Annotated in this window: 25 protein-coding genes; 16 read left to right on the top strand and 9 right to left on the bottom strand. The window is 52.2% G+C overall.

The window, feature by feature from the left end; translation table 11 throughout:
* Window positions 1-43: 43 nt before the first annotated feature.
* Both znuB and znuC read right to left on the bottom strand, forming a co-directional pair.
* The gene (znuB, locus tag ABU190_RS07895; RefSeq protein WP_354690944.1) at window positions 44-829 is read right to left on the bottom strand and encodes a zinc ABC transporter permease subunit ZnuB; all 786 of its coding nucleotides are present in this window, start codon (window positions 827-829) and stop codon (window positions 44-46) included.
* Entirely contained in the window at window positions 826-1581 is a 756-nt protein-coding gene (gene znuC, locus ABU190_RS07890; protein ID WP_039078727.1) for a zinc ABC transporter ATP-binding protein ZnuC, read from the bottom strand. Before znuC ends, znuB begins: the two co-directional genes overlap by 4 nt.
* A 78-nt stretch (window positions 1582-1659) precedes the next feature.
* On the opposite strand from znuC, the gene znuA reads away from it, so the two are divergent.
* From znuA to lpxM, 3 genes are all read left to right on the top strand, one after another.
* Window positions 1660-2604, top strand: coding sequence for a zinc ABC transporter substrate-binding protein ZnuA (znuA, locus tag ABU190_RS07885; RefSeq protein WP_039078728.1), 945 nt, complete (start codon window positions 1660-1662; stop codon window positions 2602-2604).
* 15 nt (window positions 2605-2619) lie between these two features.
* Window positions 2620-3948, top strand: coding sequence for a murein DD-endopeptidase MepM (mepM, locus tag ABU190_RS07880; protein WP_271850980.1), 1329 nt, complete (start codon window positions 2620-2622; stop codon window positions 3946-3948).
* 118 nt (window positions 3949-4066) lie between these two features.
* Window positions 4067-5038: a lauroyl-Kdo(2)-lipid IV(A) myristoyltransferase gene (gene lpxM, locus ABU190_RS07875; RefSeq protein ID WP_039078730.1), complete on the top strand. Its 972-nt coding sequence runs from the start codon at window positions 4067-4069 to the stop codon at window positions 5036-5038.
* 41 nt (window positions 5039-5079) lie between these two features.
* Here lpxM and pyk read toward each other — a convergent pair whose 3' ends face one another.
* Together pyk and ABU190_RS07865 are read right to left on the bottom strand one after the other, a co-directional pair.
* Window positions 5080-6522: a pyruvate kinase gene (gene pyk, locus ABU190_RS07870; protein WP_039078731.1), complete on the bottom strand. Its 1443-nt coding sequence runs from the start codon at window positions 6520-6522 to the stop codon at window positions 5080-5082.
* A gap of 121 nt (window positions 6523-6643) precedes the next feature.
* Window positions 6644-7513, bottom strand: a complete 870-nt coding sequence (locus ABU190_RS07865; protein WP_354691199.1) for a MurR/RpiR family transcriptional regulator — start codon at window positions 7511-7513, stop codon at window positions 6644-6646.
* 345 nt (window positions 7514-7858) lie between these two features.
* On the opposite strand from ABU190_RS07865, the gene zwf reads away from it, so the two are divergent.
* The 3 genes from zwf (at window position 7859) to kdgA (ending at window position 12056) form a co-directional block, all read left to right on the top strand.
* Complete coding sequence (gene zwf, locus ABU190_RS07860) at window positions 7859-9334, top strand: glucose-6-phosphate dehydrogenase (protein ID WP_039078732.1); 1476 nt, start codon at window positions 7859-7861, stop codon at window positions 9332-9334.
* Window positions 9335-9566: 232 nt separating this feature from the next.
* Window positions 9567-11378 (top strand): phosphogluconate dehydratase, encoded by a 1812-nt coding sequence (gene edd / locus ABU190_RS07855; protein ID WP_047370897.1) that lies wholly within the window; start codon window positions 9567-9569, stop codon window positions 11376-11378.
* A gap of 39 nt (window positions 11379-11417) precedes the next feature.
* Window positions 11418-12056 (top strand): bifunctional 4-hydroxy-2-oxoglutarate aldolase/2-dehydro-3-deoxy-phosphogluconate aldolase, encoded by a 639-nt coding sequence (gene kdgA / locus ABU190_RS07850; protein WP_039078734.1) that lies wholly within the window; start codon window positions 11418-11420, stop codon window positions 12054-12056.
* A 98-nt stretch (window positions 12057-12154) separates the two neighbouring features.
* Here kdgA and purT read toward each other — a convergent pair whose 3' ends face one another.
* Entirely contained in the window at window positions 12155-13333 is a 1179-nt protein-coding gene (gene purT, locus ABU190_RS07845; RefSeq protein WP_354690943.1) for a formate-dependent phosphoribosylglycinamide formyltransferase, read from the bottom strand.
* 133 nt (window positions 13334-13466) lie between these two features.
* On the opposite strand from purT, the gene ABU190_RS07840 reads away from it, so the two are divergent.
* The 4 genes from ABU190_RS07840 (at window position 13467) to ptrB (ending at window position 17116) form a co-directional block, all read left to right on the top strand.
* Window positions 13467-13808 carry a YebG family protein gene (locus tag ABU190_RS07840; protein ID WP_354690942.1) on the top strand — a complete coding sequence of 114 codons (342 nt, stop codon included), beginning with the start codon at window positions 13467-13469 and terminating at the stop codon, window positions 13806-13808.
* Between the two features lie 65 nt (window positions 13809-13873).
* The gene (gene yebF, locus ABU190_RS07835) at window positions 13874-14221 is read left to right on the top strand and encodes a protein YebF (protein ID WP_354690941.1); all 348 of its coding nucleotides are present in this window, start codon (window positions 13874-13876) and stop codon (window positions 14219-14221) included.
* A 96-nt stretch (window positions 14222-14317) separates the two neighbouring features.
* On the top strand, window positions 14318-14977 hold the full coding sequence (locus ABU190_RS07830; RefSeq protein ID WP_354690940.1) for a tellurite resistance TerB family protein: 660 nt from the start codon (window positions 14318-14320) through the stop codon (window positions 14975-14977).
* Between the two features lie 78 nt (window positions 14978-15055).
* A complete protein-coding gene (ptrB, locus tag ABU190_RS07825; RefSeq protein WP_354690939.1) occupies window positions 15056-17116 on the top strand; it encodes an oligopeptidase B in 2061 nt (686 codons plus the stop codon).
* Here the strand turns inward: ptrB and exoX are convergent.
* Together exoX and ABU190_RS07815 are read right to left on the bottom strand one after the other, a co-directional pair.
* The gene (gene exoX, locus ABU190_RS07820; protein WP_354690938.1) at window positions 17113-17790 is read right to left on the bottom strand and encodes an exodeoxyribonuclease X; all 678 of its coding nucleotides are present in this window, start codon (window positions 17788-17790) and stop codon (window positions 17113-17115) included. The two genes, ptrB and exoX, sit on opposite strands and share 4 nt — an antisense overlap.
* A complete protein-coding gene (locus ABU190_RS07815; RefSeq protein ID WP_039078743.1) occupies window positions 17787-18017 on the bottom strand; it encodes a DNA polymerase III subunit theta in 231 nt (76 codons plus the stop codon). The genes exoX and ABU190_RS07815 overlap by 4 nt, the downstream gene beginning before the upstream one ends.
* Window positions 18018-18154: 137 nt before the next feature.
* On the opposite strand from ABU190_RS07815, the gene yobA reads away from it, so the two are divergent.
* From yobA to ABU190_RS07790, 5 genes are all read left to right on the top strand, one after another.
* A complete protein-coding gene (gene yobA / locus ABU190_RS07810) occupies window positions 18155-18529 on the top strand; it encodes a CopC domain-containing protein YobA (protein WP_271850970.1) in 375 nt (124 codons plus the stop codon).
* Between the two features lies 1 nt (window position 18530).
* Entirely contained in the window at window positions 18531-19400 is an 870-nt protein-coding gene (gene copD / locus ABU190_RS07805) for a copper homeostasis membrane protein CopD (protein ID WP_354690937.1), read from the top strand.
* A 14-nt stretch (window positions 19401-19414) separates the two neighbouring features.
* Window positions 19415-19756: a YebY family protein gene (locus tag ABU190_RS07800; protein ID WP_271850968.1), complete on the top strand. Its 342-nt coding sequence runs from the start codon at window positions 19415-19417 to the stop codon at window positions 19754-19756.
* A gap of 478 nt (window positions 19757-20234) precedes the next feature.
* The gene (locus ABU190_RS07795; protein ID WP_354690936.1) at window positions 20235-20522 is read left to right on the top strand and encodes a hypothetical protein; all 288 of its coding nucleotides are present in this window, start codon (window positions 20235-20237) and stop codon (window positions 20520-20522) included.
* A 588-nt stretch (window positions 20523-21110) separates the two neighbouring features.
* Window positions 21111-21329, top strand: a complete 219-nt coding sequence (locus ABU190_RS07790) for a hypothetical protein (RefSeq protein ID WP_039078747.1) — start codon at window positions 21111-21113, stop codon at window positions 21327-21329.
* A gap of 605 nt (window positions 21330-21934) precedes the next feature.
* Here the strand turns inward: ABU190_RS07790 and ABU190_RS07785 are convergent.
* Window positions 21935-22849: a VirK/YbjX family protein gene (locus ABU190_RS07785; protein WP_354691198.1), complete on the bottom strand. Its 915-nt coding sequence runs from the start codon at window positions 22847-22849 to the stop codon at window positions 21935-21937.
* A gap of 201 nt (window positions 22850-23050) precedes the next feature.
* Here ABU190_RS07785 and pphA point away from each other — a divergent pair, with 201 nt between their 5' ends.
* Window positions 23051-23695, top strand: coding sequence for a protein-serine/threonine phosphatase (pphA, locus tag ABU190_RS07780; protein ID WP_354690935.1), 645 nt, complete (start codon window positions 23051-23053; stop codon window positions 23693-23695).
* On the opposite strand, the gene ABU190_RS07775 is transcribed toward pphA, so the two are convergent.
* A complete protein-coding gene (locus ABU190_RS07775; protein ID WP_039078749.1) occupies window positions 23696-23887 on the bottom strand; it encodes a YebW family protein in 192 nt (63 codons plus the stop codon).
* Window positions 23888-23897 lie beyond the last annotated feature (10 nt).

The following is a 23897-nucleotide window of genomic DNA, read 5'->3' as shown; positions in this document are numbered from 1 at the left end:
AGCAGAAAGGCCGAAACAACGGGTTTCGGCCAGATAAGAAGGGTCAGGTCGCGCTTTTTTTCATCATACTGAAAATGAACAACAGCGCGGCGCACAGCACGACAGACGGTCCTGCTGGCGTATCGTAAAAAGCAGAGAAGGTTAGCCCACCGGTGACGGCAATCATGCCGACACCTACGGCCACTCCCGCCATTTGCTCTGGCGTACGGGCAAAGCGGCGCGCGGTGGCCGCGGGAATTATCAGCAAGGACGTGATAATCAACGCCCCGACAAACTTCATCGCTACCCCAATGGTCAGCGCGGTGACCAGCATTAACAGCAACTTCACACGCTGCAACTTCACGCCATCGACAAACGCCAGCTCCGGACTGATGGTCATCGACAGCAGGTTACGCCACTGCCAGAACAGGATCCCGATAACCAGTACAACACCAACAGCAATGGAGATTAAATCCGTGGGCGTGACTGCCAGCAGGTCGCCAAACAGGTAGGCCATCAGATCGACGCGAATATTCGACATCAGGCTGACAACCACCATGCCGAGGGATAACGCACTGTGAGCCATAATCCCCAGCAATGTATCGATAGCAAGGTGAGGGCGTTTTTCCAGCCAGACCAGCCCGGCGGCAAGCAGCAGCGTGACGGCAATCACCGCATAAAAGGGGTTAATGTCGAGCAGTAAACCGAAAGCGACACCGAGCAATGAGGCGTGGGCGAGGGTATCGCCAAAATAAGACATGCGACGCCAGACTACAAATGAACCCAACGGGCCAGCGGCGCAGGCGAGCATCATCCCGGCTAACCAGCCGGGCAACAGTAATTCAATCATCCGCGTCCATTTCCCTGACGTAATATAATGCGCCCCTGCAAATCATGACGATGATTATGGCGGTGGCGATAAATACCCAACTGCTCTGCGCCGCGTGGGCCGAACATTGAGATAAACTCAGGGTGCATGGAGACCACTTCCGGTGCGCCGGAGCAGCAAATATGGTGATTCAGGCAGAGGACTTCATCCGTTTTTGCCATCACCAGATGCAGGTCATGGGAGACCATCAGTACGGCGCAATCAAGCTCGCGACGTAATTGATCAATAAGATCGTAGAGTGCCACCTGACCGTTAACATCGACCCCTTGCGTTGGCTCATCCAGTACCAGCAACTGTGGCTGATTGAGTAGGGCGCGGGCCAGCAGCACGCGTTGCGTTTCGCCGCCGGATAATTTTTGCATCGGGGCATCGACAAGGTGCGCGGCATTCACGCGTTTTAGCGCCGGAACAATATCATCTTTACGGGTACCAGGCCGCAGACGCATAAAACGACCCACGGTCAGCGGCAGCGTGGTATCGAGATGCAGCTTTTGCGGCACATAACCAATACGCAGGGCATTGCCACGCTTGATCGTCCCGGTATCGGGTGCTACAAGCCCCAGTACCACGCGCACCAGCGTCGATTTCCCCGCACCATTGGGGCCGAGCAGGGTAAGAATTTTACCGGGTTGTAGAGTGAGCGAAATGTCAGACAGTACGCGTCTTTGGCCGAAACTGACGGAGACATTTTCCAGCGTTACCAGATTAGTCATAGCATTTAAAGGGTTGCACAAGTTGTCGAATGTTATAATATCACATTCCACACATTCATTACGATAATTAGTCGCATTATGTTACATAAAAATACGCTTCTTTGCGCAGCGCTTTTCACCGCCTTATCCGGCGGAGTAATGAGCACCGCAAACGCCGCTGTTGTCGCGTCGCTCAAGCCTCTGGGCTTCATTGCTTCCGCGATTGCGGATGGGGTAACGACAACAGAAGTACTGCTCCCCGATGGGGCTTCTGAGCACGATTATGCCCTGCGACCGTCTGATGTAAAACGCTTGCAGAACGCGGACTTAGTCTTCTGGGTAGGCCCGGACATGGAAGCGTTCATGGATAAATCTGCGCAGCAGATTCCGGCGGCAAAACAGGTGCTCATGCAGGAACTGCCTGGCGTGAAACCGTTGCTCATCAAGGGCAGCGATGATGACGACCACGACCATGACGCAGGCCATCACGGCGACGAAAATAGTGACGAACATCACCATCATGGTGATTACAACATGCATCTGTGGCTTTCACCAGAGATTGCACGGCTGTCGGCGGTTGCAATCCACGATAAATTAGTAGAAGTTATGCCCCAAAGCCGAGCACGGCTGGACGCCAACCTGCAAGCGTTTGAGGCCAGTCTGGCACAAACCGACAAAGAGGTTGGCAGCGAGCTGGCGCCAGTGAAGGGTAAAGGTTATTTCGTTTTTCATGATGCCTATGGCTATTTTGAGAGGCATTACGGGCTGACCCCGTTAGGTCACTTTACCGTCAACCCTGAAATTCAACCTGGTGCGCAGCGTTTACATCAAATCAGAACACAGTTGGTTGAGCAAAAAGCAGCCTGCGTTTTTGCTGAGCCACAGTTCAGGCCAGCGGTCGTTGAAGCTGTTGCCAGAGGGACATCCGTTCGAATGGGAACGTTGGATCCCCTTGGCACCAGTATCAAGCTTGGCAAAGAGAGCTATTCGCAGTTCCTTGCCCAGTTGTCTAACCAGTATGCGAGCTGCCTGAAAGGAGATTAACGAGGAAGTGGATACGTGCAACAGATAGCCCGCTCTGTCGCCCTGGCATTTAATAATCTGCCCCGACCCCACCGCGTTATGCTGGGGTCACTTACAGTTCTCACTTTAACGGTTGCCGTCTGGCGACCGTATGTCTACCACCCCGAATCCACGCCGACACCCATCGTCAAAACCATCGAGCTGGAAAAGAAAGAGATTCGTTCGCTGTTGCCTGAGGCCAGTGAACCTATCGATCAGTCTATGCCCGACGAAGTTGAAGACATTCCCCAGGATGAACTTGACGATAAAACTGCCGGTGAAGAGGGTGTGCACGAATATGTCGTGTCGACCGGCGATACGCTGAGCAGTATCCTGAATCAGTACGGCATCGATATGGGTGATATCAGCCAGCTCGCCGCGGCAGATAAAGACCTGCGTAACATGAAAATTGGTCAGCAGATCTCCTGGACGTTGACCGCAGATGGCGATCTGCAGCGCATGACCTGGGAAGTTTCCCGCCGTGAAACTCGCACTTACGACCGCGTTGATGGTGGTTTTAAAATGACCAGTGCGATTCAGGAAGGCGATTGGGTCAACTCCGTGCTGAAAGGCACGGTTGGCGGCAGTTTTGTCAGCAGTGCGAAAGAGGCCGGATTAACCAGTGTGGAAATCAGCGCGGTCATCAAAGCGATGCAGTGGCAAATGGATTTCCGTAAGCTCAAAAAAGGCGATGAGTTCTCTGTGCTGATGTCCCGCGAAATGCTGGAAGGGAAACAGGAACAGAGCCAACTGTTGGGTGTTCGTCTGCGCTCTGACGGTAAAGATTATTTTGCGATTCGCGCCGACGACGGCAAATTTTACGACCGCAACGGTACCGGTCTGGCGAAAGGCTTTATGCGCTTCCCCACGTCGAAACAGTTCCGCGTCTCCTCCAACTTTAATCCGCGTCGTCTGAACCCGGTCACGGGGCGCGTTGCGCCGCATAAGGGCGTCGATTTCGCCATGCCGCAGGGGACGCCGGTTCTCTCTGTGGGTGACGGTGAGGTGGTGGTTGCCAAACGCAGTGGTGCGGCGGGGTATTATGTCGCGGTGCGTCATGGTCGCACCTATACCACGCGCTATATGCACTTGCGCAAATTGCTGGTGAAAGAAGGGCAGAAAGTGAAACGTGGCGATCGCATCGCGCTCTCCGGTAACACCGGTCGTTCAACAGGCCCGCATTTGCATTATGAAGTGTGGATCAACCAGCAGGCGGTGAACCCCTTAACGGCGAAACTGCCAAGGACCGAAGGTCTGAGCGGTACCGATCGTCGTGATTATCTGGCGCAGGTGAAGGACATCGTTCCGCAATTGAAATTCGATTAACGCCTTACAGCATACAAGCCGGCGTCGACACACGCCGGCTTTTTCTTTTGTAGGAATTAACGCACCTCGTTACACTATTCTTACTTTGCTTACTTGAATACTTGCCTGCGGAACATGCATGGAAACGAAGAAAAATAATTCTGAATACATTCCCGAATTTGAAGAAGGCTTTCGCCACCCGCGCTACTGGGGCGCGTGGATGGGTGTTTTTGCGTTTGCCGGTGTAGCGCTGCTCCCTGCGTCGTTACGCGATCCGTTGTTGGGGACGTTGGGGCGACTTGCCGGTAAATTTGGTAAGAGTGCGCGTCGGCGTGCACAGATCAACCTGCTGTACTGCTTCCCGGAAAAATCAGAAGCGGAACGCGAAGCGATCATTGATGAGATGTTTGCCACTGCACCGCAGGCAATGGTACTGATGGCGGAACTGGCGCTGCGTGGGCCAGAGAAGATCCTGCCGCGCGTTGAGTGGCAGGGCCGTGAGATCATTGATGGCCTGCGCGACAACAACGAAAACGTCATTTTTCTGGTCCCGCACGGCTGGGGCGTTGATATCCCGGCCATGTTGATGGCATCCCAGGGGCAGAAAATGGCGGCGATGTTCCATAATCAGGGCAATAAAGTGTTCGATTATGTCTGGAATACGGTGCGCCGCCGCTTTGGTGGACGTCTGCATGCACGTAACGACGGTATCAAACCGTTTATTCAGTCCGTACGCCAGGGGTATTGGGGCTACTATTTGCCCGATCAGGATCACGGTGCTGAGCACAGCGAATTTGTTGATTTCTTTGCCACCTATAAAGCCACGCTCCCGGCGATTGGCCGTTTAATGAAAGTGTGCCGTGCACGCATTGTGCCGCTTTTTCCGGTGTATGATGCGACGACGCACAGGCTGATCATTCAGGTGCGCCCACCGATGGACGATCTGTTAACGGCGGATGACGTCACCATTGCGCGCCGAATGAACGAAGAGGTTGAAGTGTTCGTCGGCCCGCACCCTGAGCAGTACACCTGGATTTTAAAACTGTTGAAAACACGCAAGCCGGGCGAGACTGAACCGTACAGACGCAAAGAGTTATTCCCGAAGAAATAAAAAAACCCCGCCTGGCGGGGTTTTTGCTTTTTGGATTCTGCTTATTCCACGGTCAGAATGCGCGTGGTGTTCGTGGTGCCCACGGTGCTCATCACGTCGCCCTGGGTGACGATCACCAGATCGCCAGAAATCAGGTAACCTTTGTCACGCAGCAGGTTGACCGCATCGTTGGCAGCGGCAACGCCTTCGCTCGCGCTGTCAAAATGGACCGGCGTTACGCCACGGTACAGCGCGGTGAGGTTCAGCGTACGCTCATGGCGGGAGAGCGCGAAAATCGGCAGGCCGGAACTGATACGTGACGTCATTAACGCCGTACGCCCGGACTCCGTCATCGAGATAATCGCCGTTACCCCTTTCAGGTGGTTAGCGGCATACATTGCCGACATGGCGATGGCTTCTTCCACGTTATCGAACTGAATATCCAGGCGGTGTTTCGACACGTTGATACTGGGGATCTTTTCCGCCCCCAGGCACACGCGTGCCATCGCGGCAACGGTTTCTGCCGGGTACTGGCCTGCGGCTGTTTCCGCAGAGAGCATAACCGCATCGGTACCATCCAGCACGGCGTTTGCCACGTCCATCACTTCTGCGCGAGTTGGCATCGGGTTGGTGATCATCGATTCCATCATCTGCGTGGCGGTGATGACCGCACGGTTAAGCTGACGCGCACGACGGATCAGCGCTTTCTGGATACCCACCAGTTCCGGGTCGCCAATTTCTACGCCGAGGTCGCCACGGGCAACCATCACCACGTCGGAGGCGAGGATCACATCATCCATCGCTTCCTGGCTGCAGACCGCTTCTGCGCGCTCAACCTTGGCGACAATTTTGGCGTCACAACCAGCGTCGCGCGCCAGGCGGCGTGCATAATTCAGGTCTTCACCGCAGCGCGGGAAGGAGACGGCGAGGTAATCCACGCCAATCAGTGCCGCAGTCACAATATCTGCTTTGTCTTTATCGGTCAGTGCTTCTGCAGAGAGGCCACCGCCCAGTTTGTTAATGCCTTTATTGTTAGACAGCGGGCCGCCCACCGTGACTTCGGTGAACACTTTCATGCCCTGAACTTCCAGTACTTTTAACTGAACGCGGCCATCATCGAGCAACAGGATATCGCCAGGCACCACGTCAGCGGGCAGGCCTTTATAGTCGATGCCGACTTTTTCTTTATCGCCTTCGCCTTTGCCGAGGTTGGCATCAAGCAGGAATTTATCGCCAATGTTAAGGAATACTTTGCCTTCCTTGAACGTGGACACGCGAATTTTCGGTCCTTGTAAATCGCCAAGAATAGCAACATGACGTCCCAGTTTTGCCGCAATTTCACGCACTTTATCCGCACGTAATTTATGATCTTCCGGTGTGCCGTGTGAGAAGTTCATGCGTACCACGTTGGCGCCTGCGGCGATAATCTTCTCAAGATTATTATCGCGGTCGGTGGCCGGGCCTAAAGTGGTAACAATTTTGGTTCTGCGAAGCCTTCTGGACATGTAATACTCCGTTGTCTAAAACAACCAGGTGTTGCGTGAACATGGATTCAGTTAAGTTATCAAAATGAGAATTTAACCGAACAGCGTAAGATGTTACAACTTTGTTATTACTATCGGTCTATTAATGTTTGTCGCTCCGGATGAGCAACTCCTTATCAAAGCGCGATTCTTTCAGTGCTTCTTTGACACGCTTCAAGTTATCCCGGAATTTTGCGCCACGTCGCAATGTGAAACCGGTAGCGAGAACGTCAATAACCGTGAGCTGTGCCAGACGCGACACCATGGGCATATAAATGTCGGTATCTTCCGGAACGTCGAGGGTAATGGCCAGTGTCGCTTCCCGCGCAAGCGGTGTATCGGCTGATGTCAGCGCAATGACCATGGCGTCGTTTTCCCGCGCCAACTGTGCCAGTTCGACCAGACTCTTTGTGCGCCCGGTATGAGAAATCAGCACAACCACGTCATCATCACTACAATTCATACAACTCATGCGTTGCAGCACAATGTCGTCGGTATAAATAACCGGTACGTTGAAGCGGAAAAATTTGTTCATCGCATCATGCGCGACGGCCGCGGACGAGCCAAGACCGAAAAAGGCGATTTTCTTTGCCTGCGTCAGCAGATCTACGGCGCGGTTGACCGCCATCATATCGAGCGACTGGCGCACATGGTCCAGGCTTGCCATCGCTGACTCGAAAATTTTGCCAGTATAGGCTTCGACACTGTCATCTTCATCGACGTTGCGATTAACATAGGGGGTGCCGTTTGCCAGACTTTGCGCCAGATGCAATTTAAAATCCGGAAACCCGCGGGTATCCAGACTGCGGCAAAATCGGTTCACCGTTGGTTCGCTGACACCCGCTTGCTGGGCGAGGGCGGCGATACTGGAATGAATGGCTTGATCGGGGAAGGCGAGAATCACTTCCGCCACTTTGCGCTCGGATTTGCTAAGGTGTTCCAGTTGAGACTGGATTTTTTCCAGCATATTCATTTTTAACGAATCGCTCATCAGTGAAACGATTCCACAGAAAGGTGAAATCGTGATGCGTTTTAGCAAGAATATACCTTTCTGCCGCAAAGAAAGGTAAGCGACAACATTAAATGTTGTTGTTTTTTTTCATTACATGATCACAGTCGGATTTTATTCGCTGCGTATCGGGCAAACATCCAGCATTTTCAAGGCGAAAACCCAGATTTTTGCCGAAGAGCAGAAGAACGCACACGTAGCCAAGCGTTAGCGGTTTCGGGAATTACGTAAAAGCAGTACAGTGCAGTGTAATAAAATTACAACTAAAACCTGGCATAAGCACCAGGATAGCCAACTGAGGAGAATGACATGGCGGTAACGCAAACAGCCCAGGCATGTGACCTGGTCATTTTCGGCGCGAAAGGCGATCTCGCACGCCGGAAATTGCTGCCTTCCCTGTATCAACTGGAAAAAGCGGGTCAGATCCATCCGGATACGCGTATCCTGGGTGTCGGACGCGCCGACTGGGATAAAGAAGCCTATATAAAAGTGGTGCGTGAAGCGCTCGAAACTTTCATGAAGGAAAAAATCGATGAAAGCTTATGGGACACGCTGAGCGGCCGCCTGGATTTCTGCAACCTGGACGTTAATGACACCAAAGCGTTTAAACGCCTTGGCGCCATGCTTGACCAGAAGAATCGCACCACTATTAACTACTTTGCGATGCCGCCAAGCACCTTTGGCGCAATTTGCAAAGGCCTGGGCGAGGCGAAGCTGAATGCGAAACCTGCCCGTGTGGTCATGGAAAAACCGTTGGGTACCTCGCTTGCCACCTCACGCGAAATTAACGATCAGGTTGGCGAATATTTCGAAGAGTGCCAGGTCTACCGTATCGACCACTATTTGGGCAAAGAGACGGTGCTGAACCTGCTGGCACTGCGCTTTGCCAACTCCCTGTTTGTGAACAACTGGGATAACCGTACGATTGATCATGTGGAAATCACGGTGGCGGAAGAGGTGGGTATCGAAGGTCGCTGGGGTTACTTTGACCAGGCAGGTCAAATGCGCGACATGATCCAGAACCACCTGCTGCAAATCCTTTGCATGATCGCTATGTCTCCGCCGTCCGATCTCACCGCAGACAGCATTCGTGACGAAAAAGTGAAAGTGCTGAAATCCTTGCGTCGCATCGATCGCTCGAACGTGCGCGAGAAAACCGTTCGTGGTCAGTACACCACTGGCTTTGCGCAGGGCAAAAAAGTCCCGGGCTATCTGGAAGAAGAGGGCGCGAACAAATCCAGTAACACCGAAACCTTCGTCTCTATTCGCGTGGATATCGACAACTGGCGCTGGGCGGGCGTGCCGTTCTATCTGCGTACGGGTAAACGCCTGCCGACGAAATGCTCCGAAGTTGTGGTCTATTTCAAAACGCCGGAGCTGAACCTGTTTAAAGAGTCATGGCAGGATCTGCCACAGAACAAGCTCACCATCCGTCTGCAACCAGATGAAGGCGTGGATATCCAGGTACTGAATAAAGTGCCGGGGCTGGATCACAAGCACAATCTGCAGACCACGAAGCTGGACCTGAGCTATTCCGAAACTTTCAACGAAACGCATCTGGCGGACGCTTACGAGCGCCTGTTGCTGGAAACCATGCGTGGCATTCAGGCGCTGTTTGTGCGCCGTGACGAAGTTGAAGAAGCGTGGAAGTGGGTTGATTCCATCACCGAAGCCTGGGCGATGGATAACGATTCGCCGAAACCGTATCAGGCCGGGACCTGGGGACCGGTTGCCTCTGTGGCGATGATCACCCGTGATGGCCGTTCGTGGAACGAATTTGAGTAATCAGTTTGTTGCCAATGTTACGGAGTTTTACCGGTAACATGATCTAACTCAGAAATCAGGCCAATATTTCAACTTTCAGGCTCCGACTGGATTCACCAGCGGAGCTTTTTTTATTACACTGGCTACAGTAATTTTGCCTTTGGGCGCGGTGTGGCGGCGTTTCTGCTGGAATTAAAATGCTGAAAACTTCCTGCATACCGTTGTCCCGGACAGATAAATTTCAGGAGCCTTTATGAATCCAGTATTGTTACGCGTAACAAATCGCATTACTGAACGCTCGCGCGAAAGCCGAACTGCCTACCTAAAACGCATCAATCAGGCGAAGAGTGAAACCGTACACCGTTCCTCGCTGGCGTGTGGAAACCTGGCCCACGGCTTTGCCGCCTGCCAGCCTGATGACAAAGCTTCGCTCAAAAGTATGCTGCGTAACAATATCGGCATCATCACCTCCTATAACGATATGCTTTCAGCACATCAACCGTACGAAACCTATCCCAATATCATCCGCAAAGCGCTGCACTCAGTTAACGCGGTCGGCCAGGTGGCAGGCGGTGTGCCGGCCATGTGTGACGGGGTTACGCAGGGTCAGGACGGGATGGAACTTTCACTGCTTAGCCGTGAAGTGATCGCCATGTCGGCGGCAGTCGGCCTGTCGCATAATATGTTTGACGGGGCGTTGTTCCTTGGCGTCTGCGACAAAATCGTCCCCGGCCTCGCGATGGCCGCGTTTTCGTTTGGTCATCTGCCCGCCGTGTTTATCCCGTCAGGTCCGATGGCCAGCGGCCTGGCAAACAAAGAAAAGGTACGCATTCGTCAGCTTTATGCAGAAGGCAAGGTCGATCGTATGGCGCTGCTGGAATCCGAAGCGGCCTCTTACCACGCGCCGGGTACGTGCACTTTCTACGGTACGGCCAATACCAACCAGATGGTCGTTGAGTTCATGGGCATGCAACTGCCGGGCTCTTCCTTCGTGCACCCGGATGCACCGCTGCGTGAAGCGCTGACTTCGGCTGCCGCACGCCAGGTGACACGCTTAACCGGTAACGGCAGCGAATGGATGCCGATAGGCAAAATGGTCGATGAAAAAGTGGTGGTTAACGGTATCGTTTCACTGCTGGCAACCGGCGGCTCCACCAACCACACTATGCATCTGGTGGCGATGGCGCGCGCTGCGGGCATCATTATTAACTGGGATGACTTCTCTGAACTGTCGGACGTGGTGCCGCTGCTGGCGCGACTCTATCCGAACGGTCCGGCGGATATTAACCACTTCCAGGCGGCGGGTGGCGTACCTGTGTTAATGCGGGAACTGCTTAAGGGCGGTTTGCTGCATGAGGATGTGAACACGGTGGCGGGTTTTGGTCTCTCCCGTTACACCATGGAACCGTGGCTCAATAACGGTGAACTGGACTGGCGCGAAGGGGCGGCAGCGTCGCTGGATGCGGACGTTATCGCCACAATTGAGAAACCCTTCTCTCGTCATGGCGGTACCAAAGTGCTGAGCGGCAACCTTGGCCGCGCGGTAATGAAAACCTCTGCCGTACCGGTTGAATATCAGGTCATTGAAGCGCCGGCGGTGGTATTTGAGAGTCAGCATGATGTGTTACCGGCCTTTGATGCGGGGCTATTGAACAAAGATTGCGTCGTGGTGGTGCGTCACCAGGGGCCAAAAGCGAACGGTATGCCAGAATTACATAAACTTATGCCACCACTTGGTGTATTATTGGACCGCTGTTTCAAAATTGCGTTGGTTACAGATGGACGACTCTCCGGCGCATCAGGTAAAGTGCCTTCAGCGATTCATGTGACACCCGAAGCGTATGACGGTGGATTGCTGGCGAAAGTACGTGATGGCGACATCATCCGTGTAAACGGACAGACTGGCGAATTGACGCTGCTGGTCGATGATAACGAGCTTGCTGCACGTCAGCCGCATATTCCTGACCTGAGCGCTGCGCGCGTTGGCACAGGACGCGAGCTGTTTGGCGCACTGCGAGAAAAACTTTCCGGTGCCGAGCAGGGCGCGACCTGCATTACTTTTTAAAACGACAAGATTTTTAGTTCAGGCGAGAGAATAATTCTGATGAAAAATTGGAAAACGAGTGCAGAAGCAATCCTGAAAACTGGCCCGGTAGTGCCGGTTATCGTTGTCAACAAACTGGAGCACGCTGTCCCAATGGCGAAAGCTCTGGTTGCAGGCGGCGTGCGCGTTCTTGAAGTGACATTGCGTACTGCCTGTGCCATCGATGCGATTCGCGCGATTGCAAAAGAAGTGCCGGACGCCATTATCGGTGCTGGTACCGTCCTTAACCCGCAGCAACTGAAAGAAGTTACAGAAGCGGGTGCGCAGTTCGCGATTAGCCCGGGTCTGACTGAGCCGCTGCTGAAAGCCGCCACCGAAGGCACCATCCCGTTGATTCCGGGTATCAGCACAGTTTCAGAACTGATGCTGGGCATGGACTACGGTCTGAAAGAGTTCAAATTCTTCCCGGCGGAAGCAAACGGCGGCACCAAAGCGCTGCAGGCCATCGCAGGTCCGTTCTCTCAGGTGCGTTTCTGCCCGACTGGCGGTATCTCTCCGGCGAACTACCGCGACTATCTGGCGCTGAAAAGCGTGCTGTGTATCGGTGGTTCCTGGCTGGTTCCGGCCGATGCGCTGGAAGCAGGCGACTATGATCGCATCACGAAACTGGCTCGCGAAGCGGTAGAAGGCGCGAAGTAATCTGTTTCAGTGGGCGGCGTATTATTGACTGCTCATAAAATTGAAAAGCCCGGTAAGCGTCACTGCTACCGGGCTTTTTTACCATGACCTTATTTTATTTAACCCGCCACTTTTACTGCTGCCGCCGCGGCTTTTGCGCGTTCAACAGCTTCTTCAACGCTATCTGCCGTTGCCAGCGCAACGCCTAAACGACGCGTACCGTCGATTTCGGGCTTGCCAAACAGACGGACCTGCAGGCCTGCACCAACGGCATTTTGCACGTTATCAAACGTGATGTTCTGGCTTTTCAGCTCAGGCAGGATCACCGCCGATGCCGACGGTCCGTACTGGCGGATTTGCCCAATGGGCAGACCGAGGAAGGCGCGAACATGCAGGGCGAATTCTGAAACATCCTGAGAAATCAGCGTGACCATGCCTGTATCGTGCGGACGCGGAGAGACTTCGCTAAAGACCACTTCATCGCCGCAGACGAACAATTCGACACCAAACAGCCCATGGCCCCCGAGAGCCAGCACTACTTTACTGGCGATCTCTTTTGCACGTTCCAGCGCAAGGTCGGTCATTGATTGTGGCTGCCAGGATTCACGATAGTCGCCATCTTCCTGGCGATGACCGACTGGCGCACAGAAATGCACGCCATCTGAGGCGCTAATGGTCAACAGGGTGATTTCAAAATCAAAATTCACCACACCTTCAACGATAACGCGACCGGCGCCTGCGCGCCCGCCTTGTTGCGCATACGCCCAGGCTTTCGCCAGTTGCTCTGCGCTGCGAATGAAACTCTGGCCCTTACCGGAAGAACTCATTACGGGTTTCACGATGCAGGGCAGGCCGATCTCATCAACGGCCTGACGGAATGCCTCTTCACTGTCGGCAAAGCGGTAGCTTGATGTAGGAAGGGCAAGTTCTTCGGCTGCCAGACGACGGATACCTTCACGGTTCATGGTCAATTTGGTTGCCCGCGCACAGGGCACAACATGCTGCCCCTGAGCTTCCAGCTCCAGCAGTGTATCGGTGGCAATCGCTTCGATTTCCGGCACGATAAAATGCGGTTTTTCCAGCGCGACCAGCGCTTTTAACGCCTCACCATCAAGCATATTAATAACATGTGAGCGGTGCGCCACATGCATTGCGGGCGCGTCGGCATAACGGTCTACGGCAATGACTTCAATGCCCAGACGCTGGCATTCAATCGCCACTTCTTTGCCTAATTCCCCTGAACCCAATAACATTACGCGAGTCGCCGCCGGACGCAGCGCAGTACCTAATAGAGTCATAGTAAGTCGACCTTCTTAAAAAAATCTGGCGGCAGTATATACGAAAACGTTTGCGTCTGTCTTTTACGACTTGCGCTCTGATAAATGGCGCAGTACTATACTGTATATAAATACAGTTAAAAGGGGCTGCATCATGGCGGTTGAAGTCAAGTATGTTGTGATTCGTGAAGGTGAGGAAAAAATGTCTTTTGCCAGCAAAAAGGAAGCTGACGCTTACGATAAAATGCTCGACCTGGCCGAGGTACTTGAAGGCTGGCTGGGCGAAGCGCCAGTGACGCTTGAAGAAGGCCAGCGCGATCAAATGGCGCTCTGGCTGGCTGAACAAAAAGATGTGCTCAGCCATATTCTGAAATCCGGTAAGTTACCGGGTTCGGATACCCAGGAGGGCGTACCAGAAGTGGCTCAGGATGACGCAGAAATTGAGTCATCAGACGCCGTTGATATTAAGTCAAAAGCGAAACGCTCTGCCGCCTGATCCCGGCTTGCACTGCCAGTAATTTGTACCATGCTTTGATTGGGCTCTATGCACAGGAGAAAAGCATGAAAATAGCAGGAGTGTTGCTGGGTGCAATATTACTGGCGGGCAGCGTAGTCGCGTCGGCTGCCACTGCCAAATCGGTGAAATTTCCCTCTTGCGAAGGTATGAACGCCGAGGGGATCGCTGCGAGCGTCAAACGCGATTATTTGCAAAACCGCATCGTACGCTGGGCTGATGACCAAAAAAAACTTGGCCAGGCGGATCCCGTTGCCTGGGTTACTCCGAAAGACATTCGGGGTAAGAACGATCAATGGGATGTTCCCTTGACGGTTCGCGGCAAGAGTACAGACATCCACTATCTCGTCAAAATCGATTGTAAAGCAGGAAAAGCGGAGTATCAGCCTCGTTAAGGCTGCGACCTTTTCTCATCTTTTGCAGTTTTAGACATTTCCTGACACCCCCTCGCTTAGGCTTCTCGTTTACGAAACGATTAAGTGAGGGGAATCATGGCAAACTGGTTAAACCAATTACAGTCTCTTCTTGGCCAACAAGGCCAGTCATCGTCATCCTCCGGCGGGCAGGACCTCGGCAAATTACTCGTGCCCGGTGCTTTAGGAGGACTTGCCGGTTTGCTGGTCGCCAGTAAATCCTCTCGCAAATTACTGACCAAATACGGTACCAGTGCGCTGCTTGTTGGCGGTGGGGCCGTGGCGGGTACTGTGTTGTGGAATAAGTACAAAGATAAAGTGCGTACTGCCCATCAGGGGGAAGCACAGTTTGGTCAACAGAGTTCGTCTATTGATGCGCGCACGGAACGTCTGATTCTGGCCCTGGTGTTTGCCGCGAAGAGCGACGGACATATTGATGACAGAGAACGTGCCGCTATCGAACAACAACTGAACGAGGCCGGTATTGAAGAACAGGGGAGAGCGCTGATTGCGAAAGCGATCGAACAACCGCTGGATCCGCACCGGCTTGCATCCGGCATCAAAAATGAGGAAGAGGCGCTGGAAGTCTACTTCCTGAGCTGTGCTGCGATAGATATCGACCACTTTATGGAGCGCAGCTATCTGGCCGCTTTAGGTGACGCGCTTAAGATCCCGCAGGAGGTTCGGGACGGTATCGAAGAAGACCTTCGACAACAAAAAAAGAGGCTCATCGACTAACGCTACTTTCTCGTTTCGCTTGCATCACGCGCGGCTTTTGCCAACCTTATAGTGTGTTAAACAAATAAGAACAGAGCTATGCCGCCGAAAGCTAAACAAATCCCCCACGCCATGACAGTTCATGGCGATACACGTCTGGACAACTATTACTGGCTGCGCGACGACACCCGTTCGCAGCCAGATGTACTCGAGTACCTGCAAGCTGAAAATGAGTACGGCCGGTGCATTATGGCTTCCCAGCAGGCGCTACAGGATCGTCTGCTGGAAGAGATCATTTCGCGTATTCCGCAGCGCGAGGTTTCAGCGCCCTACGTTAAGAATGGCTATCGCTATCGCCACATCTTTGAGCCGGGGTGTGAGTATCCCATTTACCAACGCCAGTCAGCGCTGTCTGCTGAATGGGATGAGTGGCAGGTGCTGCTGGACGCGAATCAGCGCGCTTCGCATAGCGAATTTTATACCCTCGGTGGGATTGCCATCTCGCCGGATAATACGCTTATGGCCATTTCCGAGGATTACCTTTCGCGCCGCCAGTACGGGGTACGCTTTCGTAACCTGGAAACCGGCAACTGGTATCCGGAGATGCTCGACAATGTCTCACCGGGTTGCGTCTGGGTTAACGATTCAGAAACCCTTTATTATGTGCGTAAGCATGCCACGACCCTGTTGCCTTATCAGGTCTGGCGTCACACCGTCGGAACGCCCTCAACGCAAGATGAACTGATTTACGAAGAGGCGGACGACACTTTTTACGTCAGCCTGAGTAAAACCAGCTCCCAACACTACATCATTATTCATCTTGCGAGTGCGACGACCAGTGAGGTATTGCTGCTGGATGCCGAATTGCCTGATGCACAGCCGCTCTGTTTTTTACCGCGTCGCAAGGATCACGATTACAGCCTCGATCATTTTCAGCACTCGTTCTATTTGCGTTCAAACCGCGATGGCAAAAATTTCGGCTTGTATCGCACCAAAGTGCGCGATGAAAGACGCTGGGAGGTACTGATTCCTGCCAGGGATAATGTCATGCTGGAGGGATTCACCCTGTTTACCGACTGGCTGGTGGTTGAGGAAAGACAGCGTGGTCTCACCAGTCTGCGACAGATCAATCGCAAGACGCGAGAAGTCACCGGAATCGCGTTTGACGATCCGGCATATGTTACCTGGCTTGCTTATAACCCGGAGCCAGAGACCTCGCGTCTGCGCTATGGCTATTCGTCCATGACGACGCCCGATACCTTGTTTGAACTCGACATGGATACCGGCGAGCGCCGGGTAATCAAACAGACGGAAGTGGCCGGGTTTGATGCCAGTGACTATCGTAGCGAGCATCTGTGGATCCGCGCGCGGGATGGCGTGGAAGTGCCGGTATCGCTGGTCTACAACCACAAACACTTCCGCAAAGGGGAAAATCCGTTATTGGTCTATGGCTACGGATCCTACGGTGCCAGCATGGATGCAGATTTCAGCAGTAGCCGGTTAAGTTTGCTTGATCGTGGTTTTGTCTATGCGATTGCCCACATTCGTGGCGGCGGGGAACTGGGGCAGCAGTGGTATGAGGACGGTAAATTCCTGAACAAAAGAAACACTTTCAACGATTTTATCGATGTCACGGATGGGCTGCTGGCACTGGAGTATGGCTCTCCGCTTTTCTGCTATGCCATGGGCGGCAGTGCAGGGGGGTTGTTGATGGGGGCCGTCATCAACGAGCGTCCGTCACTGTTTCACGGCGTCATCGCTCAGGTACCGTTTGTGGATACGCTTACTACGATGCTGGATGAATCCATCCCTCTGACCACCGGTGAGTTTGAAGAGTGGGGGAACCCGCAGGATGAGACCTACTATCACTACATAAAACGCTATAGCCCGTACGATAATGTCGGCGCCCATGACTACCCCCATATGCTGGTTACCACGGGGCTGCATGACTCTCAGGTGCAATATTGGGAACCCGCCAAATGGGTCGCGAAACTGCGAGAACTTAAAACGGACAATAATCTGCTGCTGCTTTGTACCGATATGGATTCCGGTCACGGCGGCAAATCAGGCCGTTTCAAATCCTACGAGGGCGTGGCGCTGGAGTTCGCTTTCCTGGTCGCGCTGGCGCAAGGCACGCTCCCGGGCAAAAAAGCGGATTAATTATCGTCGAGATAATGCTTTAACGTCAGCCGCAGTTCCGGACTCATTCGGTCCAGATTGTTAAACAACCAGCGCAGGTAACCGGGGTCGCGCTCTGCGACTTCGGCAACGGATTTACCCCGATACTTACCGAAGGTGAAGGTTGTCAGCAGGGCGGGTCTGCCGGTAACCGTTGCCATTTGGTCCGGGGTCCAGCCTGATGTATTGATAATGTCAATCAGCAAGGCTGCGGTGATATAGCAATCATAAAGCGCCCGGTGATGATGCAATCCGGCGGGCGTCTGCACGCTAAGTTTGCGTGATTTATACAAAGCCATATTGCTGTATTTAATGCCGGGCCAGAGTCGACGCGCCAGCTTCATCGTACAAATCCATTCACCGGGCATTTCAGGTAAGACGCGCCTGTCGAAGCTGGCATTATGGGCGACATACCAGTGACTGCCGTAGTAGTGGGGAATAATCTCTTCAATCCACGGTTGATTTGCCACCATGGATTCGGTTATCCGATGGATAGCCATCGCCTGCGGACTGATAGGCCGATCCGGGCGCACGAGATGGCTCATTGGATTAATAATCTGCCCGTTCACCACATCCACGGACGCAATCTCGACAATCCCGCCCTGCAAATCGCAGGTTTCGGTATCGATGACGCGCAGTACGGTTTCGGCGGTCATTTGCTTTTCGGCTCGTACGGCAGACGTGACAGATTGACGGACGCCAGGCGGTGAGCAATAAGCCGTTCACGAAACCAGTTGCGCAGGTGTTCTGGCTGTTCACGTTCCACCACCTCAGCGACGACTGGCATGTTATAGCGCTCTTTAAAAGCTACACCGGCCGCCGCCAAATCGACGTTGACTTTGTCCATCTCTTCCTGTGAAAGACGGGCCAGATTGGTATTCATTCGTTTCTCCTGGGTTTATGCCGCAAAAGTTACTAAGCCTGTTGCAGAAAGACAAGTCTGCCGATGATGATACTCGACGAGACCATTATACAGAGTTATTCTCGTCGCTTTAAACATAACAAAAAGGAATGCCAGACATGTTATTCACCGCATCCCACCTGACACGCGCGCTGGTTTTTGCCGCGACTCTCGCCACTACGCCTGCCGTTTTCGCACATGCTCATCTGAAAAACCAGTACCCGGCAGCAAATGCCGAGGTGACGGCCGCCCCGCAGGCATTAACCCTGAATTTCTCAGAGGGCATTGAGCCCAAATTTAGCGGTGTCACCCTGACGGGGGCGCAGCAACAGAGCATAAAGACAGGTGCGGTCAAACGTAACGAACAGGACAAGACCCAAATGATCGTTCCGCTGGAGCAGGCGCTGCAACCGGGCAATTATACCGTTGACTGGCACGTCGTCTCGGTCGATGGCCACAAAACCCGCGGCACCTATACTTTTTCAGTGAAATAAGATGCTAACTGCTGGCTATATTGGGTTGCGCGGCATCCATTTTGCCGCCGTGATGCTGCTTTTCGGCTGCGCGCTCTTTATTAGTCGGCTGGCGCCTCGCCATCTGCAACCTGTTATGGTAACGCGTTTTACACTATTAACGCGTATCTGCCTTGGCATGAGCGTGTTGAGTGCCGTCTTCATGTTTGCCCTGGAGGGCGGGATCATGGGTGATGGCTGGACAGATGTTTTCAGTCCGCAAATCTGGCTGCTGCTTACCGGCACACAGTTTGGCAGTATCTGGCTATGGCAGATTATCATTGCCGTTATGACGATGCTTGTCGGTTACCTGCAACCACAACAGCAGGGACGGTTGATGTTGCTGGCAGGCGCGCAACTGATCCTGATGGCAGGCGTTGGTCATGCCGCCATGCACGATGGCATGACGGGCATATTACAACGTACAAACCACGCTTTTCATTTGCTGTGTGCCGCGGCCTGGTTTGGCGGATTATTGCCAGTGATATTTTGTATGCGATTGAGCCAGGCCAGCAGGCGAGAGCATGCCGTTATGGCGATGATGCGTTTTTCACGCTATGGCCATGTCGCTGTCGCAGGTGTGCTTGCCACAGGTATTATCAATACCCTGTTGATTCAGGGCAGCATGTGGTCCACGCAGACAAACTATGGCCGCATGCTCTTGATCAAATGTGCGCTGGTGGCGCTAATGGTGGCAATAGCGTTAGCGAACAGGTATGTTCTGGTGCCACGCTTAGGCCTGAAAAACTCACAGGCACGACATTTCCTGATTTGGATGACATGGACCGAAGTGGTCCTGGGCGCGCTAGTGCTGGCGGCGGTCAGCCTGTTCGCAACCTGGGAACCCTTCTGATTAACCGGGCGAAAATGATGAAAAAAACCATACTGACGATGCTTTTACTGGCATGTTCCGCTGGCGCCTTTGCCGCGCCGTCGGTGATTACCGTAAGCCGCTTTGAAGTGGGTAAGGACAAATGGGCATTTAATCGCGAAGAGGTAATGCTCACCTGTCGACCTGACCATGCGCTTTATGCCATCAATCCCAGCACGCTGGTGCAATATCCGCTGAATGACGAGGCGCAAAAGCAGGTGGCAAGCGGTAAAACAACTGCGCAGCCTGTCAGCGTTATCCAAATTGACGACCCGGCCAGACCCGGTGAAAAGATGAGTCTTGAGCCCTTTATTGCCCGAGCGGAAAAGCTCTGTTAATAAACGAAAATATCTGATTGATTTTCCATAAAAAACCGCAAGCCTGATTCTTCAGAACTTGCGGTTTTAACATTTTTAAGCGTGACGATAACCTAATTTTTCAGACCGGATTTGCCGCAAACTGGAAAACCTGGCGTCGTCATCTATTCTTAAAGTGCATGGCGACTTAGCCTGCATTAATGCCAACTTTTAGCGCACGGCTCTCTCCCAAGAGCCATTTCCCTGGACCGAATACAGGAATCGTATTCGGTCTTTTTTTGGCTCTTAGTTTCCCAAAAGAGCCAAATCAGGGCTTACAGAAAACAGACAAAATTTTCTGCATACGGTCTAAACCATAACATACTCTGCACCGCGAGCGTCCAGGTATTTTTGGGGGCATTTTTAAATTCTTGTAGCCAGGAGACGTTGCACAAAATTCTCGTCTCGCTCCTTTACGATGGATCAGCAGCGCCATTCCTGTAGGTTGAGGTGTTCTGCTATGGGGCACGGCTTAGCCGCCTTGCATGATAAGCGCGGCCTTAATGACGTGGTGATGATTCGAAATCTGGTAAGTCGTGCTGCAGGTGACCCTAAGGGGTATGATTTTTTTAGGGAAGGATTTGCAAAAGATCCAAAAAATCAGCAGACGAAAGCATTGATGACCGGGTTTTGTGATAGTGAAATTGATTTTACAAAACCAGTATCATTCTCTGAGACGTCGAAACATGTATCCGATGGGCATTCTTATGTCTGTGGTGTTATCTCAGGGGAGACGAACCCTGGATGAAAAATAGGCGTAAGATTTATTACTGCAGAACCCTATCATCCGGTTATTGGCTTCAAATATTCACGCCGACCCATTGCATATAGCGGTAACGACCAGTTCACGATTGATGAATATCATCGACAGATCGAGACCTTCAATAAGCTCAACAGCGAAATTTGTAAATAAAAATCCCTCAGGAGAGGGAAATCCGCTCTTCTCCTGAGGGAAGCAATTGCTTGAAAGTTAATAAATTCTTCGTTACGACCCTTAGTTTGCTAATTATAAAGAATATATGCTTTGAGAATCGTCCTGGTTTTCATTAAGCAACTATTAGCCAGCTATAGTCATTGCATCCATGCTTCATTATTATTCCCTGGTAAGCTTCATTCACCGCTCTGTCCGAGCGGTTTTTTTTTGCCTGAACAAGCGTTAGACAGCAGGCCAGGCTGGCAAAGTCTCGAAGAGGAATGGGTGAGCGGTGAGTGGGTTTCCATAATGGCGCTGCCGCGTTCTCCTTCAACCTTGTCATGATGCCTGAACATAACAAGAGACGATGACCGAAAGGCTGTGCTAATGTCGTATGCAATTTAAACAACTGAGGATAACGACATGAGCAAAGATGTTGTGGTAATACTCCCCGGTGGAAAGGTCGATCACATCTCGGTGGCGGACGACCTAAAGAAGGTCAGCTACAGAAATGATCAGCGCTCCTTCCTTGATATGCCGATCGAAACGTATGTGCTGGATGGCAAAGAGTTCCTGATAGCCAAGTTTTCTGAATTAGTCACTACGCGTGAAACTGAACAGGCCATTCGTCAGTTTTATTAACCTGCCACCAACAACTGGATTAAACCGTGGTCTGTACGGGAAAATGATTTTCCCGTGTTCTGCAGATGGCGCATAAATTATTTTGCACGTGTTAGAAAGGCCTCACGTCGAGGCCTCACATCAGGAGGCTTTTTTAGGCCATCTCCGTCTGACTGGAATACAGGCTTTTGCCGTAAGACGTGAACCACACCCTGAACAAATTGCACCGTGAGGGTAATTTTTATCCGGGCAAAATTGCGTGAAAAAAAACGAATTTCCTTTGCAGACAGGACAAACGAATTTTAAGGTTGGAATAGCCCCTCCGCGCCGTTAAATGGAAAAGCCACAGTAGCATGAAAAAAAAGCCTTGAAAGATATATCGTTACGTTTTAGCCGTATCATCTCGTTTTTTACTATATGAATGCGCTGCATCAATTTGTGTGACGGCCAGCAGAACCGCGATGCGCGCCAGACAAGAGCACGTTATTGGTTGAATGTTGGTGTGGAGATATTTAGTAAATAATAGGAATAAAATAATAATTGCTGGCAATGAAAATGAGAGTAAATAAGATATTGATACCAACAGTAATAAAAAAGAGCAGTGGTGATGCCACTGCTCTCAATATTTAGCGGAAAAAATCGGCCAGACTGCTATTCATATCGTCGAGTAACTGGAAGCGGCGGCGATATTCGGCACGTTTCTTACTTGGGATACTCTCAAGCGGTTTCCGTTCCAGCATTAATGGCAAACGCCAGCGCCAGGCATTATCTTTCTCACCATCAATAGATGCCCAGAACTCATCATAGCTGGCATGGAAATGGCGACCTTTGCTAAAGCGGTAACGCAACGCGCGAAAGACATGACCATCATCGCTAACGCCATAAACCGCGCTAATGCCGGTGTGCGCGCACATCTGCCACAGCACTTCAATCAGCAAACGTTTAGGGAAAATACCGTAGCAGGCACGTGTTGCCACTTTGATGACTTCATGGGAGATATTTCTGCGGGGGCCCTGCAGACCGCCAATCACTAAGGCTCGCTGGCCTTTTTCCTCGATTACGCTGAATGTGGCGCTCGCCAGCAGGACATTGTTGCCGTCATACAGCCACAGGGTGCTTTCGCCTTCACGCTCTGCTTTATGAGCGCAGGAGGCAAAAACGTTAAATTCGGTATCATCTTTACCTTTGCACTGCAAGATGTGCTGATGGTTGACGGCGGTCATCGCATCGGCAGCCCTGGCTGACAGGCAACTGTCAACCCACTGATAGTGGCTGACAATCGCATCGGCACGCTTTGCCGCATTGAGACCCAGCGTCAGATATTGACGATGCGATTTACTCGGCAGTGTCACCTGGGCATTCAATAAACGCTCAAATCCCGGACGTTGCGATAATGCGCTCAGCATTTTTACCGTTGAAGACCAGAACAACAGCGAACGGAGCAGGAACTTAAGGCGATAATTTCGTTTAGTCCAGATAGGGCCAGGAACCAGACGTCCGGAGACCAGCTCGCGAATAATATGCTGATGGTGATTTTGCATGTGTTTTTCTTGCAGACTGATATTAGACACGGTACGACCCTCTGAATGTTCAATAGCTATTCTAGGGATTACGCCGTGGCAAATTAACCTGAACACAGTGGTTTATTTCGGGTTCGTTTAACGAGGATTTAAGTTGCACCGAATGTGAACATCATTACGCAGAGTCAAGTCTCCTTTCTATACTAAAAATAAGGGGGAGTTATGTATCAACGTATCGATGGGAATACCTGGCGGCATATCTGGATCGTAGGTGATCTGCACGGCTGCCATCAGCGTCTGTTGAATGAACTGCGCGAGCGCCACTTTGATCCCTATAAGGATTTACTCATATGCGTTGGCGACTTAATTGATCGTGGCCCTGACAGTCTGCAGTGCCTGCAATTGCTTAAACGACCGTGGTTTAAAACGGTCAGGGGAAACCATGAGCAGATGGCTATCGACGCGCTTAACGCGGGGGAGATGACTCTTTGGTCATTCAATGGCGGCGCCTGGTTCAGTAACCTCAGTGAAAAGGAACAGCACAGGGCTTACGAGGCGCTACGGGAATGCGATCAATTGCCCTATATTATTGAGCTCCACTGCGCCAGCGGGGTCAATATTATCGCCCATGCCGATTATCCGTCCGATCATTACGCATGGCAAAAACCCGTAGACAAAGAATCGGTACTCTGGCGTCGTGAGCGTTTGAGTGAACATCTGGCGGGGAAGGGGGTAGCCATTGCCGGTGCAGACCACTTTTGGTTTGGCCATACTCCGCTTAAACATCGCGTAGATGCCAGCAATCAGCATTACATTGATACCGGCGCCGTCTTCGGCGGTGAAATGACGTTAGTGCAGGTACAGTAGTTAAAAATCACTGTACTCCTGGGCAGGGCGCCAGAAGCCGTCAATAAAATCTTCTACCGGATAGCATCCGCCATAGCGCAGACGTTGTACTTCCATAGCGACAAGACACTGTTGTTCGGTATTAAAGACATCCACAACGATGTCCTCACACCCACCGTCCAGGTAGCAAACAAACAAGACCAGAGCGAACATTCCATCCTCG

The sequence above is a fragment of the Phytobacter sp. RSE-02 genome (assembly GCF_040578655.1).
Classification (GTDB): Bacteria; Pseudomonadota; Gammaproteobacteria; order Enterobacterales; family Enterobacteriaceae; genus Phytobacter; species Phytobacter diazotrophicus.
This window is presented reverse-complemented; position numbering and strand designations above follow the sequence as displayed.

Excerpts from the sequence above, each read along its gene's own strand:
- znuB (WP_354690944.1), bottom strand. The coding sequence starts at position 829 with ATGATTGAATTACTGTTGCCCGGCTGGTTAGCCGGGATGATGCTCGCC.
- znuC (WP_039078727.1), bottom strand. The coding sequence starts at position 1,581 with ATGACTAATCTGGTAACGCTGGAAAATGTCTCCGTCAGTTTCGGCCAA.
- znuA (WP_039078728.1), top strand. The coding sequence starts at position 1,660 with ATGTTACATAAAAATACGCTTCTTTGCGCAGCGCTTTTCACCGCCTTA.
- lpxM (WP_039078730.1), top strand. The coding sequence starts at position 4,067 with ATGGAAACGAAGAAAAATAATTCTGAATACATTCCCGAATTTGAAGAA.
- pyk (WP_039078731.1), bottom strand. The coding sequence starts at position 6,522 with ATGTCCAGAAGGCTTCGCAGAACCAAAATTGTTACCACTTTAGGCCCG.
- ABU190_RS07865 (WP_354691199.1), bottom strand. The coding sequence starts at position 7,513 with ATGAATATGCTGGAAAAAATCCAGTCTCAACTGGAACACCTTAGCAAA.
- zwf (WP_039078732.1), top strand. The coding sequence starts at position 7,859 with ATGGCGGTAACGCAAACAGCCCAGGCATGTGACCTGGTCATTTTCGGC.
- edd (WP_047370897.1), top strand. The coding sequence starts at position 9,567 with ATGAATCCAGTATTGTTACGCGTAACAAATCGCATTACTGAACGCTCG.
- kdgA (WP_039078734.1), top strand. The coding sequence starts at position 11,418 with ATGAAAAATTGGAAAACGAGTGCAGAAGCAATCCTGAAAACTGGCCCG.
- purT (WP_354690943.1), bottom strand. The coding sequence starts at position 13,333 with ATGACTCTATTAGGTACTGCGCTGCGTCCGGCGGCGACTCGCGTAATG.
- ABU190_RS07840 (WP_354690942.1), top strand. The coding sequence starts at position 13,467 with ATGGCGGTTGAAGTCAAGTATGTTGTGATTCGTGAAGGTGAGGAAAAA.
- yebF (WP_354690941.1), top strand. The coding sequence starts at position 13,874 with ATGAAAATAGCAGGAGTGTTGCTGGGTGCAATATTACTGGCGGGCAGC.
- ABU190_RS07830 (WP_354690940.1), top strand. The coding sequence starts at position 14,318 with ATGGCAAACTGGTTAAACCAATTACAGTCTCTTCTTGGCCAACAAGGC.
- ptrB (WP_354690939.1), top strand. The coding sequence starts at position 15,056 with ATGCCGCCGAAAGCTAAACAAATCCCCCACGCCATGACAGTTCATGGC.
- exoX (WP_354690938.1), bottom strand. The coding sequence starts at position 17,790 with ATGACCGCCGAAACCGTACTGCGCGTCATCGATACCGAAACCTGCGAT.
- ABU190_RS07815 (WP_039078743.1), bottom strand. The coding sequence starts at position 18,017 with ATGAATACCAATCTGGCCCGTCTTTCACAGGAAGAGATGGACAAAGTC.
- yobA (WP_271850970.1), top strand. The coding sequence starts at position 18,155 with ATGTTATTCACCGCATCCCACCTGACACGCGCGCTGGTTTTTGCCGCG.
- copD (WP_354690937.1), top strand. The coding sequence starts at position 18,531 with ATGCTAACTGCTGGCTATATTGGGTTGCGCGGCATCCATTTTGCCGCC.
- ABU190_RS07800 (WP_271850968.1), top strand. The coding sequence starts at position 19,415 with ATGATGAAAAAAACCATACTGACGATGCTTTTACTGGCATGTTCCGCT.
- ABU190_RS07795 (WP_354690936.1), top strand. The coding sequence starts at position 20,235 with ATGGGGCACGGCTTAGCCGCCTTGCATGATAAGCGCGGCCTTAATGAC.
- ABU190_RS07790 (WP_039078747.1), top strand. The coding sequence starts at position 21,111 with ATGAGCAAAGATGTTGTGGTAATACTCCCCGGTGGAAAGGTCGATCAC.
- ABU190_RS07785 (WP_354691198.1), bottom strand. The coding sequence starts at position 22,849 with ATGCAAAATCACCATCAGCATATTATTCGCGAGCTGGTCTCCGGACGT.
- pphA (WP_354690935.1), top strand. The coding sequence starts at position 23,051 with ATGTATCAACGTATCGATGGGAATACCTGGCGGCATATCTGGATCGTA.
- ABU190_RS07775 (WP_039078749.1), bottom strand. The coding sequence starts at position 23,887 with ATGTTCGCTCTGGTCTTGTTTGTTTGCTACCTGGACGGTGGGTGTGAG.